The organism is Croceibacterium mercuriale (assembly GCF_000802385.1).
Taxonomy (GTDB): Bacteria; Pseudomonadota; Alphaproteobacteria; order Sphingomonadales; family Sphingomonadaceae; genus Croceibacterium; species Croceibacterium mercuriale.
The window spans coordinates 905349-922272 of sequence record NZ_JTDN01000002.1 but is presented as its reverse complement, the minus strand read 5'-3'; the positions used below and the strand labels follow the sequence as shown (position 1 = coordinate 922272).

At 68.3% G+C, this 16924-nt stretch carries 18 protein-coding genes; 9 read left to right on the top strand and 9 right to left on the bottom strand.

Features of this window, described 5'->3' with window-relative positions; translation table 11 throughout:
* Positions 1-17: 17 nt before the first annotated feature.
* Complete coding sequence (locus tag PK98_RS13795; RefSeq protein ID WP_039097393.1) at positions 18-1454, top strand: glutamate synthase subunit beta; 1437 nt, start codon at positions 18-20, stop codon at positions 1452-1454.
* 21 nt (positions 1455-1475) lie between these two features.
* On the opposite strand, the gene PK98_RS16105 is transcribed toward PK98_RS13795, so the two are convergent.
* Both PK98_RS16105 and PK98_RS13785 read right to left on the bottom strand, forming a co-directional pair.
* Complete coding sequence (locus PK98_RS16105; RefSeq protein WP_052208715.1) at positions 1476-1976, bottom strand: MarR family winged helix-turn-helix transcriptional regulator; 501 nt, start codon at positions 1974-1976, stop codon at positions 1476-1478.
* 71 nt (positions 1977-2047) lie between these two features.
* Complete coding sequence (locus tag PK98_RS13785; RefSeq protein ID WP_039097392.1) at positions 2048-2725, bottom strand: uracil-DNA glycosylase; 678 nt, start codon at positions 2723-2725, stop codon at positions 2048-2050.
* A gap of 47 nt (positions 2726-2772) precedes the next feature.
* On the opposite strand from PK98_RS13785, the gene PK98_RS13780 reads away from it, so the two are divergent.
* The 5 genes from PK98_RS13780 to PK98_RS13760 all read left to right on the top strand — a co-directional run bounded on the left by PK98_RS13780 (position 2773) and on the right by PK98_RS13760 (position 6522).
* Positions 2773-3393, top strand: a complete 621-nt coding sequence (locus PK98_RS13780; RefSeq protein WP_039097390.1) for a ribonuclease D — start codon at positions 2773-2775, stop codon at positions 3391-3393.
* Positions 3394-3451: 58 nt separating this feature from the next.
* The gene (locus PK98_RS13775; protein ID WP_235425518.1) at positions 3452-4075 is read left to right on the top strand and encodes an LPS export ABC transporter periplasmic protein LptC; all 624 of its coding nucleotides are present in this window, start codon (positions 3452-3454) and stop codon (positions 4073-4075) included.
* Positions 4076-4103: 28 nt separating this feature from the next.
* Positions 4104-4694 carry an LptA/OstA family protein gene (locus PK98_RS13770; protein WP_081996250.1) on the top strand — a complete coding sequence of 197 codons (591 nt, stop codon included), beginning with the start codon at positions 4104-4106 and terminating at the stop codon, positions 4692-4694.
* Between the two features lie 92 nt (positions 4695-4786).
* Positions 4787-5959: a glycosyltransferase gene (locus PK98_RS13765; protein WP_152608672.1), complete on the top strand. Its 1173-nt coding sequence runs from the start codon at positions 4787-4789 to the stop codon at positions 5957-5959.
* Positions 5956-6522: an LbetaH domain-containing protein gene (locus PK98_RS13760; RefSeq protein ID WP_039097387.1), complete on the top strand. Its 567-nt coding sequence runs from the start codon at positions 5956-5958 to the stop codon at positions 6520-6522. Before PK98_RS13765 ends, PK98_RS13760 begins: the two co-directional genes overlap by 4 nt.
* A 16-nt stretch (positions 6523-6538) precedes the next feature.
* Here PK98_RS13760 and PK98_RS13755 read toward each other — a convergent pair whose 3' ends face one another.
* From PK98_RS13755 to PK98_RS13735, 5 genes are all read right to left on the bottom strand, one after another.
* Positions 6539-7696, bottom strand: coding sequence for a hypothetical protein (locus PK98_RS13755; protein ID WP_039097386.1), 1158 nt, complete (start codon positions 7694-7696; stop codon positions 6539-6541).
* On the bottom strand, positions 7693-9888 hold the full coding sequence (locus tag PK98_RS13750; RefSeq protein WP_052208713.1) for a GumC family protein: 2196 nt from the start codon (positions 9886-9888) through the stop codon (positions 7693-7695). Before PK98_RS13750 ends, PK98_RS13755 begins: the two co-directional genes overlap by 4 nt.
* Positions 9889-9901: 13 nt before the next feature.
* Positions 9902-10597, bottom strand: coding sequence for a polysaccharide biosynthesis/export family protein (locus PK98_RS13745; RefSeq protein WP_052208711.1), 696 nt, complete (start codon positions 10595-10597; stop codon positions 9902-9904).
* Positions 10587-12017 carry an O-antigen ligase family protein gene (locus tag PK98_RS13740; RefSeq protein ID WP_052208710.1) on the bottom strand — a complete coding sequence of 477 codons (1431 nt, stop codon included), beginning with the start codon at positions 12015-12017 and terminating at the stop codon, positions 10587-10589. Before PK98_RS13740 ends, PK98_RS13745 begins: the two co-directional genes overlap by 11 nt.
* 183 nt (positions 12018-12200) lie before the next feature.
* Positions 12201-12497 carry a hypothetical protein gene (locus PK98_RS13735; RefSeq protein WP_152608671.1) on the bottom strand — a complete coding sequence of 99 codons (297 nt, stop codon included), beginning with the start codon at positions 12495-12497 and terminating at the stop codon, positions 12201-12203.
* 272 nt (positions 12498-12769) lie between these two features.
* On the opposite strand from PK98_RS13735, the gene thrS reads away from it, so the two are divergent.
* Genes thrS through PK98_RS13720 form a run of 3 tightly spaced genes read left to right on the top strand, consistent with a single transcriptional unit; the run spans position 12770 to position 15735 of the window.
* Positions 12770-14788 carry a threonine--tRNA ligase gene (thrS, locus tag PK98_RS13730; RefSeq protein ID WP_039097384.1) on the top strand — a complete coding sequence of 673 codons (2019 nt, stop codon included), beginning with the start codon at positions 12770-12772 and terminating at the stop codon, positions 14786-14788.
* Positions 14788-15171, top strand: a complete 384-nt coding sequence (gene copM / locus PK98_RS13725; RefSeq protein WP_052208709.1) for a CopM family metallochaperone — start codon at positions 14788-14790, stop codon at positions 15169-15171. The genes thrS and copM overlap by 1 nt, the downstream gene beginning before the upstream one ends.
* A 45-nt stretch (positions 15172-15216) precedes the next feature.
* Positions 15217-15735, top strand: a complete 519-nt coding sequence (locus tag PK98_RS13720) for a GNAT family N-acetyltransferase (protein WP_052208707.1) — start codon at positions 15217-15219, stop codon at positions 15733-15735.
* Positions 15736-15754: 19 nt separating this feature from the next.
* On the opposite strand, the gene PK98_RS13715 is transcribed toward PK98_RS13720, so the two are convergent.
* Positions 15755-16642 (bottom strand): bestrophin family protein, encoded by an 888-nt coding sequence (locus PK98_RS13715; RefSeq protein ID WP_039097382.1) that lies wholly within the window; start codon positions 16640-16642, stop codon positions 15755-15757.
* Complete coding sequence (locus tag PK98_RS17280; protein WP_039097381.1) at positions 16639-16854, bottom strand: hypothetical protein; 216 nt, start codon at positions 16852-16854, stop codon at positions 16639-16641. Before PK98_RS17280 ends, PK98_RS13715 begins: the two co-directional genes overlap by 4 nt.
* Positions 16855-16924: the final 70 nt, after the last annotated feature.

The following is a 16924-nucleotide window of genomic DNA, read 5'->3' as shown; positions in this document are numbered from 1 at the left end:
ATCAGGGAATCAAGAAGATGGGCAAGGAAACCGGCTTCCTGGAGCTCGACCGGCAGGATCGCACCTACGCCGATCCGGCCGAGCGCCTGGGGCATTATCGCGAATTCGTGGTTCCGCACAGCGAGGAAGGCCTGAAGAAGCAGGCCAGCCGCTGCATGAACTGCGGCATCCCCTATTGTCACAATGGCTGTCCGGTGAACAACCTGATCCCGGACTGGAACCATCTGGTATACGAAAGTGACTGGCAGGATGCGCTGGAGGCGCTGCATTCGACCAACAACTTCCCGGAGTTCACCGGCCGCGTCTGCCCCGCCCCGTGCGAGGCGAGCTGCACGCTGAACATCGTGGACCAGCCGGTCACCATCAAGAGCATCGAATGCGCGATCGTGGATCGTGGATGGCAGGAAGGCTGGATCAGTCCGGCCGTACCCGCGGCGGCGACCGGCAAGCGGGTGGCGGTGGTCGGTTCCGGCCCGGCGGGGCTGGCCTGCGCGCAGCAGCTGGCGCGCGTGGGCCACTCCGTCACCGTGTTCGAGAAGTCGGACCGGCTGGGCGGGCTGATGCGGTACGGCATTCCCGACTTCAAGATGGAGAAGCACCTGATCAATCGCCGCGCGGTGCAGATGGAGGCCGAAGGCGTCACCTTCCGCACCAGCACCGAGGTGGGCGTGGACGTGTCCATCAAGTCCCTGCGCGAGAACTTCGATGCGATCGTGCTGGCCGGCGGCGCGGAGAACCCGCGCGGCCTGCAGATCCCCGGCGCCGAGCTGCCGGGCGTGCGGCTGGCGATGGAGTTCCTGACGCAGCAGAACAAGCGCGTCGCGGGCGACCACGAGGAACGCGCCGCCCCGCGCGGCACGCTGACCGCGACGGGCAAGCATGTGATCGTGATCGGCGGTGGTGACACCGGGTCGGACTGCGTCGGCACCTCCAACCGGCAGGGGGCGGCCAGCGTCACCCAGATCGAGATCATGCCGCGCCCGCCCGAGAAGGAGGACAAGGCGCTGACCTGGCCGCACTGGCCGATGAAGCTGCGCACCTCCAGCAGCCACGAGGAAGGCGTCGAGCGCGACTGGGCCGTGCTGACCAAGGAAGTGGTCGGCGCCAACGGCCAGGTTACCGGGCTGAAGTGCGCGCGGCTGGAATGGGACGGCGGGCAGATGCGCGAAGTACCAGGCAGCGAGTTCGTGCTGCGGGCCGACCTGATCCTGCTGGCGATGGGCTTTGTCGGCCCCAAGCGCGCCGGCATGATCGACCAGTCGGGTGTTGCGTTGACCGATCGCGGTGCCGTGGCGGCCGATACGGTGAGCTATCGCACCAGCGAGGACATGATCTTCGCCTGTGGCGACATGCGCCGGGGCCAGTCGCTGGTGGTGTGGGCCATCCGCGAAGGCCGCCAGACCGCTCGCGCAGTGGACGAGGCGCTGATGGGCGCCAGCGTCCTGCCGCGCTGACCCGGCTGCTGGCCGGGCAGCCTAGGCTGCCCGGCCCAGTTCCTGCCCTTGTGCCGCCTGCCCTTCCATGGAAGCGAGCGCGCGGTCGAGCAGGCTGACCAGCAGCGCCTGTTCCCCGGGGTTCAGCGCCGCCCGGATCGGCGCCTCCGCCGGCAAGGCGGCGGCATGCAGGTCGTGCAGCGCCGCCTCGCCGGCCCGCGTGATCGACAGGCTGTTGCGCCGCCGGTCCACCGCCGACCGGTCCCGCGCCACCAGCGCCCGTTGTTCCAGCTGGTCCACGATGCCGACCAACGCCGACTTGTTGATCCCGGCCCGCCGCGCCAGCAGCGTCTGCGATGTGCCCGGATTGGCGGACACCAGCGCCAGCACGGTCAGCGCGCCGGTCGGCAGGTCATCCGCCCCGCCGGCCGCCTCCGTCCGGGCTGCCAGCACATTGCGCAGCAGGCGCACCCGCGGGCCGATCGATCGGGCGAGCACGCCCCAGTTCATTTCGCCACGGCGAAGGGCAGTCATCTGATCCATGCCGCGCAGTCTGCCATTGTTGCGAAGGGCTTGCAACAGCCTTCTTGCGAACCGCTTTCACAAACTGCGGCTCACCAGGCGATCGTGCCGCGCCCATGTTCTGCGAGGAAGGTGTTGGCCCGGCTGAACGGGCGGGAGCCGAAGAAGCCGCGCCGGGCCGAAAGCGGGCTGGGATGGGCGGACGTGATCAGCAGGTGATGCGTGCCGGTGCCCAGCTCCGCGATCCGCGCGACCTTGCCCTGCGCATGATTGCCCCACAGGATGAACACGGTCGGCCCGGCGCCTTGTGCGACGGCACGCACGATCGCATCGGTCAGCAACTCCCACCCGCGCCCAGCATGGCTCCCCGCCTGCGCCGCCTCCACCGTCAGCGTGGTGTTGAGCAGCAGCACGCCCTGCCGCGCCCAGCTCTCCAGATCGCCGGACGTGCGGGGTGCAACCGGGCAATCTTCCGCCAGCTCCCGGTAGATGTTGCGCAGGGATGGCGGCAGCCGGACGCCCTCCGGCACGGAGAACGCCAGCCCATGTGCCTGCCCCGGCCCGTGATATGGATCCTGACCCAGGATCACCACGCGCACATCGGCCAGCGGGGTCAGCGCCAGCGCACGCAAGCGGCTGCCACGCGGCGGGTACACCGCCTTGCCCCCCGCCTCCTCCGCCTGCAGCCAGCGGTCGAGATCGTGCAGGCGCGGGTCGGCCAGGGCAGGCGCCAGTGCGACGCGCCAGTCGTCGGGGATGAACTCGTCCATGCCCTGCCCCTAGCCGATCTGCGGCTTTGCGCCTAAAGCGGCGGGCGATGGCTGTATATTTTCATGAAGAAGACCTGCCCGCCGGCGTGCTCGCGCCCGGCGCCGTGGCAGTGGACACCGAAACCATGGGGCTGGTCACGCATCGTGACCGGTTGTGCGTGGTCCAGATCAGCGACGGCAACGGGGACGAGCATCTGGTGCGCTTCGCGCCCGGCAGCGCCTATCACGCACCCAACCTGACCGCGGTGCTGGCCGATCCCGCACGGATCAAGATCTACCACTTCGCGCGGTTTGATCTGGCCGCGATCGAGCATTATCTGGGCGTCGAGGCGGGGCCGGTGTTCTGCACCAAGATCGCCAGCAAGCTGACCCGGACCTATACCGACCGGCATGGGCTGAAGAACCTGATCCAGGAACTGCTGGGGCAGGACATCTCCAAGCAGCAGCAGTCCAGCGACTGGGGCGGCGCGGTGCTGAGCGATGCGCAGCGCGACTATGCCGCATCGGACGTGCGCTTCCTGCACCGGCTGATGGCGATCCTGCAGGATCGGCTGGCGCGTGAGGGGCGCACCGCCACCGCGCAGGCCTGTTTCGACTTCCTGCCCACCCGCGCCCGGCTGGATATTGCCGGCTGGGCGGACAAGGACATCTTTTCTCACGAAGGTTAATCTTCCCGACAGGGGCTAGGATGCCTATCTGGCGGCGATGACCGTTCAGGCAGACAGGATGCGGAACCGCCGGCAGGCCTTTGCCGCGCCTGGCGGATCGTTCGACCGTGCCATCCGCCTGCTCGGCATCGTGCTGCCCGCGGCCGTGGGCGCGTTGCTGGCGATGATGCTGATCGCACCGCTGAAGCCGACGGGCGAAGTCAGCTTCCTGCTGGACCGCAACAAGGTCGCGACCGCGGATGACCGGCTGCGGCTGGATGATGCGCGCTACCGCGGGCAGGACAATTCCGGCCGTCCCTTCTCCGTATCCGCCGGCAATGCGGTGCAGCGTAGTGCCAGCGTGCCGGTGGTGCAGCTGCAGGACCTGACCGCGCGCCTGCTGCTGCGTGACGGGCCGGCCCAGCTGACCGCCCCGGGCGGATCGTACCAGATCGAACAGCAGCAGGTCGGCATCGACGGGGCCGTGCGATTCCTTGCGGCAGACGGCTACAGCATGGTCGCCCGCGGGGTGGCCATCGACTTGCCCGGTCGCGCCCTGGTGGGCCAGGGCCGGGTGGCGGGAACCGTGCCGGCCGGCTCCTTCAGCGCAGACCGGGTGCTGGCCGATCTGGATACAAGAGTCGTCACGCTGGACGGCAATGCGCGGATGACCATGGTCCCCGGCCAGCTGCAATTGCCATGAGGGCGGCGGCGGCATAACAGGTGACCCGATGACCGACTCCCCGCACGTAGCATCCGCTTCGGCCCCGGCCCGCATGTCGCTGCCCCGCCTGGCGGCGCGCTCCTTTGCCGTTGCCTTCGGCGCATCGGCGCTGGTCGCACTGGGCTTCAGCGGCGGCGCGGACGCGCAGGCCTTTGCCGGGTTCAACGCCAACCAGCCGGTCAACTACGCGGCCGACCGGATCGAGTTGCAGGATCGCCAGAACCGCGTGGTGCTGAGCGGCAATGTGGTGATCGATCAAGGCGACCTGCGGCTCACCGCCGGGCGCACCACCGTGGCCTTCACCGACACGGGCACCCTGCAGATCCAGCGTATTGACGCGACCGGCGGCGTGACTGTGAACCGCGGTGCGGAGCAGGCGCAGGGTGCGGTCGGCGTGTATGATTTCAACCGCAAGCTCATCATCCTGTCCGGCGGGGTCGGCCTTCGGCGCGGCGGCGACACCCTGAACGGTGGCCGGCTGACCATCGACCTCAATACCGGCATCTCCAGCGTGGACGGGCGCGGCAGTGCGCCCGGTGCGGCGGGCAGCAGCGCCTCCAGCGGACGCGTGACCGGCACCTTCTCCGTTCCCGACTAGGCCACCTGGCCATAGCGGTTGCGCCAGGGGCACAGCCGGCTAGACTGTCCTTCGCAGGTGCAGCAAAGACCACAGCGTATAAGGGGCGGCAGGTGACGGCAGCGCAGAACGGGCTTACTCCGGCCGCCGCCGATCCGACCGGTCTGGCCGGGCGGCACATTGCCTTGCTCACCTCGTGGGCTTCCCACCTGGGCGGCGGCGTGGCGACAGCGGTGTGGCAGCAGGCGCGCATGATCCGCGATGCCGGCGGACGCGTCACCATCGTGGCGCTGGCGGACGAAGGCAACGGCGACCTGACGGAACCGGGCATCACCGTGCTGACCGCGGCCGTGCAGGGCCCGCGGCAGATCGGCTATGCACCGGCGCTCGCCCGTTGCCTCGACCAGGCGGCGCCCGACATACTGCACCTGCACGGCATCTGGATGTACCCGTCGCACGCCGGGGCGATGTGGGCGCGGCGCACCGGCCGCCCGTACCTGGTCTCGCCGCACGGGATGCTCGATCCATGGATCACGGCGCGCGGCCGGCTGAAGAAGGCGATGGCGCGAATGGCTTACGAGCGCGAGAGCTGGCGCCGCGCCACGGCGCTGCACGCGCTGACACGGGACGAGGCGGCAGATATCGCGCGCGAGGCCGGCGCCGACCGGCCGGTGCTGGTGATCCCGAACGCCGGGCCACCCGCCACCACCGCACTGGTGCAGCCACGCGAACCGCATGTCCTCTATCTCGGGCGGATCCATCCCAAGAAGAACCTCGACACCCTGCTCGACGCCTGGGCCATCGCGGACTTGCCGGCGGGGGCGCAGTTGCACATCGCGGGCTGGGGCGACGCGCCTGACATGGCACAATTCCAGCAGAAGCTGGCCATGGCTCCGTCGACCGTCCACTTCCACGGGGCAGCCCATGGTGCGGACAAGGCCCGCCTGCTGACGGAAGCACGCTGGATGATCCTCCCCTCCCACAGCGAAGGCCTGCCGATGGCGATCCTGGAGGCGTGGGCCGCCGGCACCCCCACGATCATGACGCCCGCCTGCCACCTGCCGGAGGGTGTCGAGGCCGGCGCGGCCCTGCCCTGCGGCACGGATGTCCCCTCGGTCGCTCGTGCGCTGGAACAGGCGCTGCGACTGGAACCGGCTGGTTGGGATGACATGGCCGGCGCCGCACTGGCCCTGGCGCGTGGGCGGTTCGCCCCGGCACAGGTGATGCAGGCCTGGATCGGCGCCTATCGCGGGCTGGTGCAACCAGGCACGCGGGCGGCGGCGTGAGCGACCCGACCGCCCGGTTCCGCCCGTTGGGTCGCGGACCGTCCTTCACCCTCGGCAACAAGCTGGAACGGGTCGCCTTCGCGCTCGTCTGGCTGCTGCTCGCCCGCTGGACCCCGCCGCAGGCACATCGCTGGCGGCGCTGGCTGCTCCAGCGGTTCGGTGCGGAGATCGGCGCTGGTGCGCGCATCTATGCCAGCGTGCGGATCTGGCTGCCGCGCAACCTGCGGATCGGCGCCGATACGCTGGTCGGTCCAGGCGCCGAGCTTTACAATCAGGGGACGATCATCATCGGTCCGCGTTGCGTGATCAGCCAGCGTGCGGTGCTGTGCGCCAGCACGCACCGTGTGTCGGACCCGGATTTCGAGCTGGTGCTGCGGCCGATCCGGCTGGGCGCCGGTTGCTGGATCGCGGCGGAGGCGTTCGTCGGCCCCGGCGTGCAGATGGGCGACGGCGCCGTGCTGGGCGCGCGCGGCGCCTTGTTCGAGAATGCCGCCACCATGGGAATTTATCGCGGCAATCCTGCGGTGCTGCTGAAAGAGCGCCGCTTCAACCCGGCCGGCTAGACCCGGCAGACCCGGATCAGAGCGGGCGCAGGGTGACCTGGTCGAGGGTCACCGCGTCAGGCGTCGGGCGCAGCCAGATACCCAGCTGCAACGTGTCGCAGGCGTCGGTCACGGTCAGGATCTGGCCGTCGCTGGCCAGGTCGCCAGATACCAGTCGCGGCATGGCCGGCGCGGTGCCGCAGCCAAGCGAAGCCGCGAACACGCCGGTTTGCCCGACACCCCGCAGCCGGTACCGACCCGGTGCCAACGCCACCGGCTGCAGCAGGACCCGCCGGCTGAAGGAGGCGCGATTGCGCAGGTTCAGGCGATATCCGCCATTGGCCGCCTCCGGCCGGACGGAAACATCGCCCGATCGCTCGACCTGCCATCCGAACGGCGTCGCCGTGGCGTTGCCCAGTTGGTCGAACTCGCCATCCGCCAGCAGGCCATCATTGCGGGCACCGGGACAATGCGCCTGCCACACCCGTTGCGCGCTGGCCCGGTCCCCGCGGATGAGCGCATCCCGCGCCCAATCTGCCACCGCCGGGCAGCCCAGCCGGGTGCCGCCGGCGGCCAGCTCCACCAGCACCTGGCTGCGCTGCACCACTGCCGCATCGTCCAGGTCGGGACTGGCCCGCAGATAAGTCGGCAGCCACAAGGGTTGTTCGCGCAGGCGGGCCAGCAGCGCAGCCCGTCCGGCAGAATCGCTCTCCAGCGGGGCCAGCAGGGTAGCGGCATCGGGCAGGTTACGGCTCACTCGCAGCAGCGCGTCCAGCCGCTCCGCCGCCCGCGGGAAGTCACGCGCCTGGAGCGCGGCGGCATACCAGTATCGCTGTGTCAGCGGCTCGCGCCAGCCGAAGCCGGCCGCGACACGGAACGCCTGCTCGGCACCGGGGAAGTCGTTGGCCAGCATCCGGGCGCCACCCAGCAGGGCGCTGCTGGCCGGGTCCACCGGATCTGCCGCAACCGCGGCAGCCGCCAGCCGTAAGGCGGCCTTGGGCTGCTGCGCGATCATGGCCAGTTGCGCCATCGGACGATGGCTTTGTGCTCGCAACGGGCCCGGTACGGCAGCGGCAACGCCGAAGGAGCCGACCGCGATCCGGTCCAGCCCGCTGCCGAGGCACGCAAACGCCAGGACCAGGACCGCCGCCGATGCCACGAGGCGGCCACGCAGCGGGCGACCGGTGCGGGTCACGCCGCGGCGTTCTCGTCGCTTTCGTAGCGGTAGTAGTTGTAGCCGGAATAGGAGTAGCTGCCACCCTTCGAGGCATCATACTTGGTCAGCACCGCGCCGACCAGGACCGGGTTCGTCGCGCGCAGACGGCGCAGTGCGCCCTTCAGCTGCCCGCCACGGCCACGGTTGGCCTCCACGACCAGCGCGACCCCGTCGACCAGCGCGGCCAGTTCGGTGGAGTCCGCCAGACCTAGGATCGGTGCACTGTCGATGACCACCAGATCGTACTCGCTTTCCACCTGCTCCAGCAGCGCGGCCATGCGTGGGGAGGAGAGCAGTTCGGCAGGCGACGGCGGAATCGGGCCGGCCGGCAGGATGGACAGACCCGGATAGGTGGACTGCACCGCAACATCGGCCAGACTCGCCTCGCCGACGAGCAGCGTGGACATGCCCGCCTTGTTCGACACGTCGGCAACCTTGTGCACGTTGGGCCGCCGCAGATCGGCATCGATCAGCAGCACGTTCTTGCCCACACGCGCAAAGCTGCGGGCAATGGCGTAGCTGGTGGTAGTCTTGCCTTCGGACGCCTGCGCGCTGGTGATCAGCAGCAGGCGGGGCAGCCCCTCCCGCGTGGAGTGCATCAGCGTGGTGCGCAGCGAATTGTAGCTTTCCGCCACGGGCGACTTGGGATCGTCCAGCGCGGCCACCGGATTGCCGTCCTCCGCCGTGGGGATGACCCCCAGCAGCGGCAGGCCGATCTTGCTTTCCACGTCTTCGGGGATGCGCAGGCGATCATCCATCTGGTCGCGCAGGAACACCACCGCACCGGCCAGGGCCAGGCCCAGCACCATGGCGATCAGCACGTTGCCCGGCAGGTTGGGGGACGAGGGAGAGCTCGGCACCTCGGCCCGGTCGACCACCGCGATGTTGCTGGCAGTGATGCCGGCGGCCGCGTTCAGCGCACGATAGCGCTGCAGCAGCCCGTCATAGATCTGCCGGTTGGTATCGGCTTCGCGGGCCAGCGTGTTGTACCGCACGGACCGGTCCTGTTCGGCCAGCGTGTCGCCTTCCAGCGTGCTCACCTGCTCGCGCAGGCTCGTCTCGGCCGAGGAGGCCGCCTGGAAGTTGGCCCGGATCGAATTGCGCACCTCGTTGGCGGCGCGGTTCATGCTCGTCTCGGTGGCCTGCAGTTCGGTCCGCAGTCGGGTCACCGCCGGATGGTCCGGCAGATACCGTTCGCGGGCAGAATCCAGTTCGGCCTGCAGCGTGGCGTGGCGCTGCATCAGTACCTGCACCGTGGCGCTTTCCAGCACCGCCTGCGAGGAGAACAGCGGCTGCGCCCGCTCGGCATCCCAGCGCGCCTGCGCCGAAATCCTGGCGGCCTGCGCGGCGTTGGCAGCCTCGTTGAGCTGCATCAGGCTGCTGGCCGTCATGCTGCCGGCGCCGGCGCCTTCTTCGGCCGACGGGTCGCGGGTCCGGATCAGGCCGGCCTCGCGGGCATAGGCGTTCAGTTCACGCTCCGAATTCTCCAGCCGCACGCGGGATTCCTCCAGCTGCTCGGCCACGAAGGTGCGGGCATAGGCGGAGGAGTCGAACTTGCGCTGCAGGTTCGCCTGGATGAACTCGCTGGCAAAGGCATCGACCACCTGGGCCGACATGCCGGCATCCGTGCTGGTGAAGCTCAGTTCCGCGATGCGGGTGCCGGACGGCAGGTCCACATTGAAGTTGGCGCGCAGCAGGTCGGCCGCCTGCGCCGCGCGCGCCTGTTCCGGCAGCTCCACGACGGCGGCAGCTTCCATCGCGTTCAGGAACCGCTCGTTCGAGGCCAGGTCCAGCCGTTCGGCAACCCGTTCGGCAAGCGCGCGGCTGCGCAGGATCTCGAGCTGGGTATTGAGGTTCATCTCAATATCCCAGTTGCCATAGGACGTGGTTTCAGCCCCCAGGTCCTCACCCAGCACCTGCTGCGTATCTTCCGCGATCTCCAGCGTGGACATCGCCGTGTAACGCGGTGTCTGCAGCATGGTCAGCACCACCGCGGCGATGATGGCGACCGCCAGGATGATCGCGATGAGCCAGATGTTCCGGCGGATCAGCCCGATGACGTAGCGGGACAGCTGGCTTACGCTGCTCTCCCGATCGGTGAACTGCTCATGCTCCGCATTGCTGCGATAGGCCGGCAGGGGGCGGTGCTGCGTGGGATGGGTCGCGTCCAAGGCTTCTCTCACGTCAGAACTGGGTGAACACGCCGACGAGCGGCGTGACTTGCAGGATATCGCGGTACAGGCCGCGCACTCGACTGAAGCCGACTACTACCTGGTCGCCAGGCAGCACTTGCGGATCTTCCATCCGGCCGGCGCGCACGGCGGTGATGTCGAACCGCGCGGCGGCCCGCTGGCCGTTGATCGTGCGGAACACCACCACCTCGTCGAACTTGGCAGTCGCGGTCGTCCCCCGCGCCAGTGCGATCGCGCTGACCAGCGTGTAGCCTGGCCGGATCGCGTACACGCCGGGCTGGCTCACCTCGCCATCGACGGTGATGGTCTGCGGCTGCACTTCGCGCAGGCTCACGCTGGCTTGCGGGTTCCGCAGGTAGCGGGCGCCATAGGCTCGCTCGATCTCGCGAGAGATCTCGTCGGTGGAGCGACCACCCATCTGCACCGAGCCAATCAGCGGCAGGGAGACAAGGCCGGCATCGTCGACGACCATTTCCGGCTGCGACAGATCCGGTTCCTGGAAGATGGTCACGGACACACGATCGCCCGGACGCACGCGGTACAGCGGAGACGGCGCCGGATTGGCGCCGCCAAGCGCCGCGTAAGCCGGCGCACCCAGGGGCAGTTCGCTCTTCAGCTGAGGCTGGCAACCAGCCAGCGCCGCTGTGCAGCCTACCCCGATCAGGACTTTGGAAACCTTATGCAGCAAGTTCAGCCCCCGCTCTGGCCATGATGGCCCTGCCCGAAGGGGAAGCAACACCGGATCGCGGCGGCGTCGCCAGCAATCCCGTCCCCACCCCGAACATGCATGCCAATGCCATGGATCGTAGAGGATAATCAACGAACGAATGTAGCGCGATGATCAGCAGCACGGCGCAACCGCACAGGATCTGCGCCCGATCCTCTGGTCGGCGCCGCAAGGCACGCCCCGCCAGCAGCACCAGAAGCACGATTGCTGCGCCCCCGATCAGCACCGCAGGCAGGCCACCTTCCAGCAGGAACTCCAGGTAATCATTGTGCGCGCGATTGGGGCGGGTGCCGTCCAGCACCTCCAGCCGCTCCGCCGCGAGCATGGCCGGCTGGAACCCGCCGAGCCCGACCCCGGCAGGCCACGCGGCACTGATGGCGAACAGCGAATCCTGCCAGATTTCCCCGCGCGGATCGCTGGTGGCGTCGAACCGCTGGGCACTGCGTTGCAGCATGGTGTTGCTCTGCAACAACAGGTAGCCGGCAATCAGCAGAACAGCCGCGCCACCGGCCAATGCACCCACCATCCGGCGACCACGCAGCCGGCCCGACACCGGCCGCAGGATCAGCCACAGTGCCAGCACGGCGACGGCGACCAGCGCGATTCCCATCCGCGAGCCGGTCAGCACCACTGCCAACAGCAGCAAGCCGACCACGCCGGCGAGGATCAGCCACCAGGCCTGAGGGCCGATGCGCCGGGCCGAACGGTCACGCCGACGCCCACCGCCTGCAGCCGCAAGCATCGGCACGATCACCGCGCCGGCCGCCACCGCGCCGATCAGCAGGATGTCCGACTGGGCATTCCGGTTCGCCTGGAACCCCACCAGATAGTCGCGGTGACTTTCGGCATAGATGCGCAGCGCGTCACTGCCCAGGCTGACCTGTGCCGCGCCAAGCACCGAAGAACACAGCACGATCACCACCACGGCAAGCAGCACCCGCTGCCGGCCCGCCGGGGCGAGAGACGCCACGGCAAAGCCAGCGAACAATGGCGGCACGAGGGACAGCAGTCCGGCAAGGGTGCGCGGCGGGGACTGGCTGAGTGGCTGCCAGTGGTCCGCGGCGCCGATCAGCGAGAGGGCCGCGATCCGGCCTTCCTGCCCCGGCAGCGCCTGCCACACCGAAGGCGGCATGGGCACCAGCTGCAGGAGCGGCAAGGCCAGCGCCAGACCCCCAAACGCCCATGCCATCCGATCGCGCGGCAGCGGCAGCTGCCCGTCGGGCGTGGGCAGCCACAGCCATAGCAGCAGGACCACGCAGGTCAGCACCTGCAGCAGCAATTCGGTCTGCGGTGCGGGTGAACCGCCGCCGCCGAGGATCACGGCCCCGGCGACGAACGCCATCGCCAGCCAGTCATGGCGCGAGATTCCGTCCAGTCGCATTCGCCCCCCGTTTCAAGTATGGCCGGCCTGCGCAGGCAGGGCGCCATGCCTTATGCTCATGCTGGATAGCAGATCGCCCTGCATGGGCAACAAAGCCGACGATGATGTCTGCGCCGGACAAAAGAAAAGGCCCGCAGAGGACTGCGGGCCTTCTCATAACCATAAGGTCAAGCCGTGTAGGGCTCAGCCCGGGCTGTCGTCGTCGTCATCACCACCGATGATGTCGATCGCGCCAACGGCTTCCAGGAAAACCAGGAACGCGGCGATCGAACCAAAGATCGCGATGATCAGGCCAGCGCCACCACGCCCGCCCAGGCCTTCGGCCTCACCCAGCGAACCACCAACGCGGTCAACCGAAGCGGGCGCGGAAACGCCGCTGGAAGGCAGCGAGGAAACAGAGCGCGTGGCGGCGACTGCTGTGTGGCCCACAAGGAGGGTGGCCAGCGACAGCGAGGCCACGATAGTCTTCAATGTCTTCATGTCCATTCTCCATCTGAGGGCCATGACTGACCCGCCGATCTGCAAACAAATAACCCTAACGTTCCGTTACCGCAAGTCGCATCTCGCAGTGCAGCATTGCTGGTGCGATATACGACAATACTGTTGCGTTACGGCACTGTTCCCGCGCCCTTTACCATACTGCGCGCAAAGTGGAAGCTGTCCGGCGCGGGGTTTCCCCTGCGGCGCCCGTGTGCCATGTGGCCCCGGCATCTGCACAGTTTCCATTGTTTTAGCGAAGAAAAGCACCCGCGATGAGCGAAATGGTAAAGATCAGCCTGCCCGACGGTTCGATTCGCGAGATGCCGCGCGGTACCACCGCCCTGGAAGTGGCGGCGGCGATCGGACCCGGCCTGGCCAAGGCCGCCATGCTGGCCAGCGTGGATGGTGAACTGCGGGATCTGTCCCGCCCCATCGAAGGCGATTCGCAGCTGGCCCTGATCACTGCGCGTGACGAATCGGCCGCGCTGGAGGTGACGCGCCATGATTACGCCCATGTGCTGGCGGAAGCGGTGCAGGCCCTGTGGCCCGATACCCAGATCACCTTCGGCCCGGCCACCGACGACGGCTTCTATTACGACTTCGCCCCGGGTTCGCGTGGGCCCTTCACCGATGACGATCTGCCGGTCATCGAGGAGAAGATGCGCGACATCATCCGGGCCGACAAGCCGCTGATCCGCGAGGAGTGGACGCGCGAAGCGCTGGTCGCCTGGTTTCGCGAGAAGGGCGAGACGTTCAAGGCGCAGTGGGCGGCCGAACTGCCCGATGGCGAGCAGCTGACGATCTATCGCAGCGGGCCGGCCGATGCACCCGATGGCTGGCTGGACCTGTGCCGCGGGCCGCACCTGCCCTCCACCGGGCGGCTCGACCCGGTCGCGTTCAAGCTGACGCGCGTGTCCGGCGCCTACTGGCGAGGCGACCAGAACAACGCGATGCTCAGCCGCATCTACGGCACCGGCTGGCTCAACAAGAAGCAGATGGCCGAGCACCTGACCCGGCTGGAGGAGGCCGCCAAGCGCGACCATCGCAAGCTGGGGCGGGAGATGGACCTGTTCCACCTGCAGGAAGAAGCGCACGGTTCCGTGTTCTGGCACCCGCACGGCTTTGTCATCTGGCGCGCGCTGGAAGCTTACATGCGCCGCAAGATCGACGCCGCCGGCTATCAGGAGATCAAGACCCCGCAGGTGATGGATGCCCGCCAGTGGGAGAAGTCCGGCCATTGGGGCAAGTATAGCGAGAACATGTTCGTGGTACCGGACGAGGTGCCCGACATCGGAGGTGAAGGCCCCGTCGTCAGCGGCGATGCGCAATGGATGGCGCTGAAGCCGATGAACTGCCCGGCGCATGTGCTGGTCTTCAAGCAGGGCATCACCAGCTACCGCGAGCTGCCGATCCGCCTGTACGAGAATGGCTGCTGCCACCGCAACGAACCGCATGGCGCGCTGCACGGCCTGATGCGGGTACGTCAGTTCACGCAGGACGATGCACATATCTTCTGCACCGAATCGCAGATCGTGGAGGAGGTGCGTGCCTTTTGCGAACTGGCCGATTCAATCTATCGTGACTTCGGCTTCAGCTACGCTGTCAAACTGGCCTTGCGACCGGAAAAGCGGTTCGGCTCCGACGACGTGTGGGACATGGCGGAAGCCGAACTGCGTCAGGCCGTGGTCGAGGCCGGCCTGGCCGATCCGGCGAAGGGCTGGGAGGAGCTGCCCGGTGAAGGCGCGTTCTATGCTCCCAAGCTGGAATGGCACCTGACCGATGCGATCGGCCGCACCTGGCAGGTCGGCACCATCCAGTCCGACCGCGTGATGCCGGAGCGGCTGGACGCAACCTATATCGGCGAGGATGGCGAGCGGCATCGGCCGGTCATGCTGCACCGGGCGATCTTCGGATCGTACGAGCGGTTCATCGGCATCCTGATCGAGCATTATGCCGGCCGCCTGCCGCTGTGGCTGGCCCCGGTGCAGGCGGTGGTCGCCACCATCGTCTCGGATGCGGATGGCTACGCCGCCGAGGTGTCCGCGGCGCTGCGCGCTGCCGGCATCCGGGTGGAAAGCGACCTGCGTAACGAGAAGATCAACTACAAGGTGCGCGAGCACTCCGTGAAGAAGGTGCCGCACCTGCTGGTGGTCGGCAAGCGCGAGGCGGAGGAGCGGACCGTGGCGGTGCGCACCCTGGGCGAGCAGCAGCAGCGCTTCATGCCGCTGGACGAGGCGATCGCCATGCTGCGCACCGCCGCGCTGGCGCCAGACATGCAGGAGCAGAACTGATGCGCATTGCCATGCTTGCCCCGCTCGCCCTGCTGTCCGCGTGCCAGCAGGCGGAGGCACCCGCCGCGTCCGCGACCGAGGCGGGCGCGCCGCTGAACGCCGCGCAGCAGGCCTACACGGACGCCAATGCCCGCATGCACGAAGGCATGGCGAGCATCCCGGCCGACCCGGACGAGGCGTTCATGCGCGGCATGCTGGCGCATCACCGCGGCGCGGTGGAGATGGCCCGGGTGGAACTGGAGCACGGCACTGATCCGGAGGCCCGCGCGCTGGCCGAATCGATCATCGCCGCGCAGCAGGCCGAGATCGACCAGATGGACGCGTGGCTGGCCGCCCGGCCGGCCACGTCGCCTGCAGCGGACGGACACGCAGGGCACCATTGATCCGGATCGCGACTGCGCCCGGTCGTGCCGCCGGGATCGCCCAGGATGCCTGATGACACGATGATCCGGATCGATCGGCTCGGCCCGGCAGACCTGCCTGCCGCGCTGCGGATCCAGTCAGCGGCCTATCCTCCGTTCCTGCTGGAGGATGATCGCGCCTTCCTCAGCCGAATCGACCTGTCGGTGTCACTCTGCCTGGCTGCCAGGCGTGGCGGGGAACTGCTCGGCTATCTGCTTGCCCATGGCTGGCCGCACGGGTCGCCGGCCGCGGTCGGGACGGTTCTGGCCAATGACCAGCCAAGCGAGGTCCTCTTCATCCATGATCTCGCCATGGCGTCCTCCGGGCGCGGCGCGGGCATCGGCCGAAGTCTCGTCATGCGCGCGTTCGCGCTCGCCGCAGAGGATGGATTGCGCCGCGCGGAACTGATCGCAGTCGAAGGCGCGGCGGAATACTGGCGCAGACTGGGTTTCGTCGAAGAAGCCGTTGCCGGAGAATTGCAGGCGAAATTGCACGCTTACGGAAAGCTCGCGCGCTGGATGACGCGCGAGATCCCCGCAAGCTGACGCACGGCGAGGCGGCATCTCACCACAGCACGCCGCTGGCATCCGGCTGCATGGGCGGCGGCGCATCCTCGCCGATGGATTGCAGCAGATCGATTTCGATCGTCCGGCACATCTGCGTCAGTGGCAGATCGTGGATCTTGTCGGCGAAGGGATCGACCAGTTCGTCGCCGATGGTCAGCACCGCCAGGAACATCAGGCCCGCGATGGTGGAGCCCAGCGGGGTCGCATATTGCAGCGTTTCCACCAGGCCGATCGGCAGCAGCACGCAGAACAGGTGAGTGAACACGGTCGGCAGCCAGCGATATTGATGCGGCAGCGGCGTGTTCTTCAGCCGCTCCATCCCGCCTTGCGCATTGGCGATGTCGACCAGCACCGCCTCCATCTGCGCCTGCTGGATCGTGTCCAGCCAGCCCTTGTCGCGCGCTTCTGCGATCAGCCGGCCATTTCCATCCAGTATGCCGTTGGCGACGTTCACGCGCCGCAACGCCTCGTCGGCTTCGCCCTGCCGCAGATACTGGTGCACCACCTCCGCCTGCGGCTGGCGCCGCAGCTGGCAGCGCAGCGCGTTGACATAGGCGATCTGCCGGCGGACCAGACGCTGCTTCAGCCCGGCGGCGTCCGGGTCGGGCAGGAAGTTGACCGCGGCGCGGGAGATATTGCGGCTGGCATTGATCATCAGCCCCCATAACTGCCGCCCTTCCCACCAGCGGGCGTAGGCGGAATTGCTGCGGAAACCCAGGAACAGCGCCAGCGCGGTGCCGAACAGCGTCACCGGCAGACCCGGCGCGGTGAAGGGCAGCAGGTAATAGGTGATGGTGACGATCACGTCCCAGATGAACAGCAGCGTCAGCGGCTTCCAGACGCTGGCGATGATGTGACCGAGCCGCGGGGAGGAGGTGACGATCACCGGGCCAGGGCGTCCCCGAACGGCCGCGCCAGGTCGTGGCTCACCTCGGCCACGGCATGGGTCAGCGTATTGCGCACCCGATCGGCCGACAGCCAGGGCAGGCGGTCCTTGGCCGCCACGAAGCCCAGCACGCTGCAGCCAAAGCCGAACAGCAGCACGCTGCCCAGCCATGCCTCGCGTCGTTGCGCACGTTCCGCCTCATGTCCTGCCACGGTGATGTCCTTTGGTTGTTGCGACCTGTCCAACCATATGCACCGGGGCTCTTGCGGTTTCCCTGCGCGA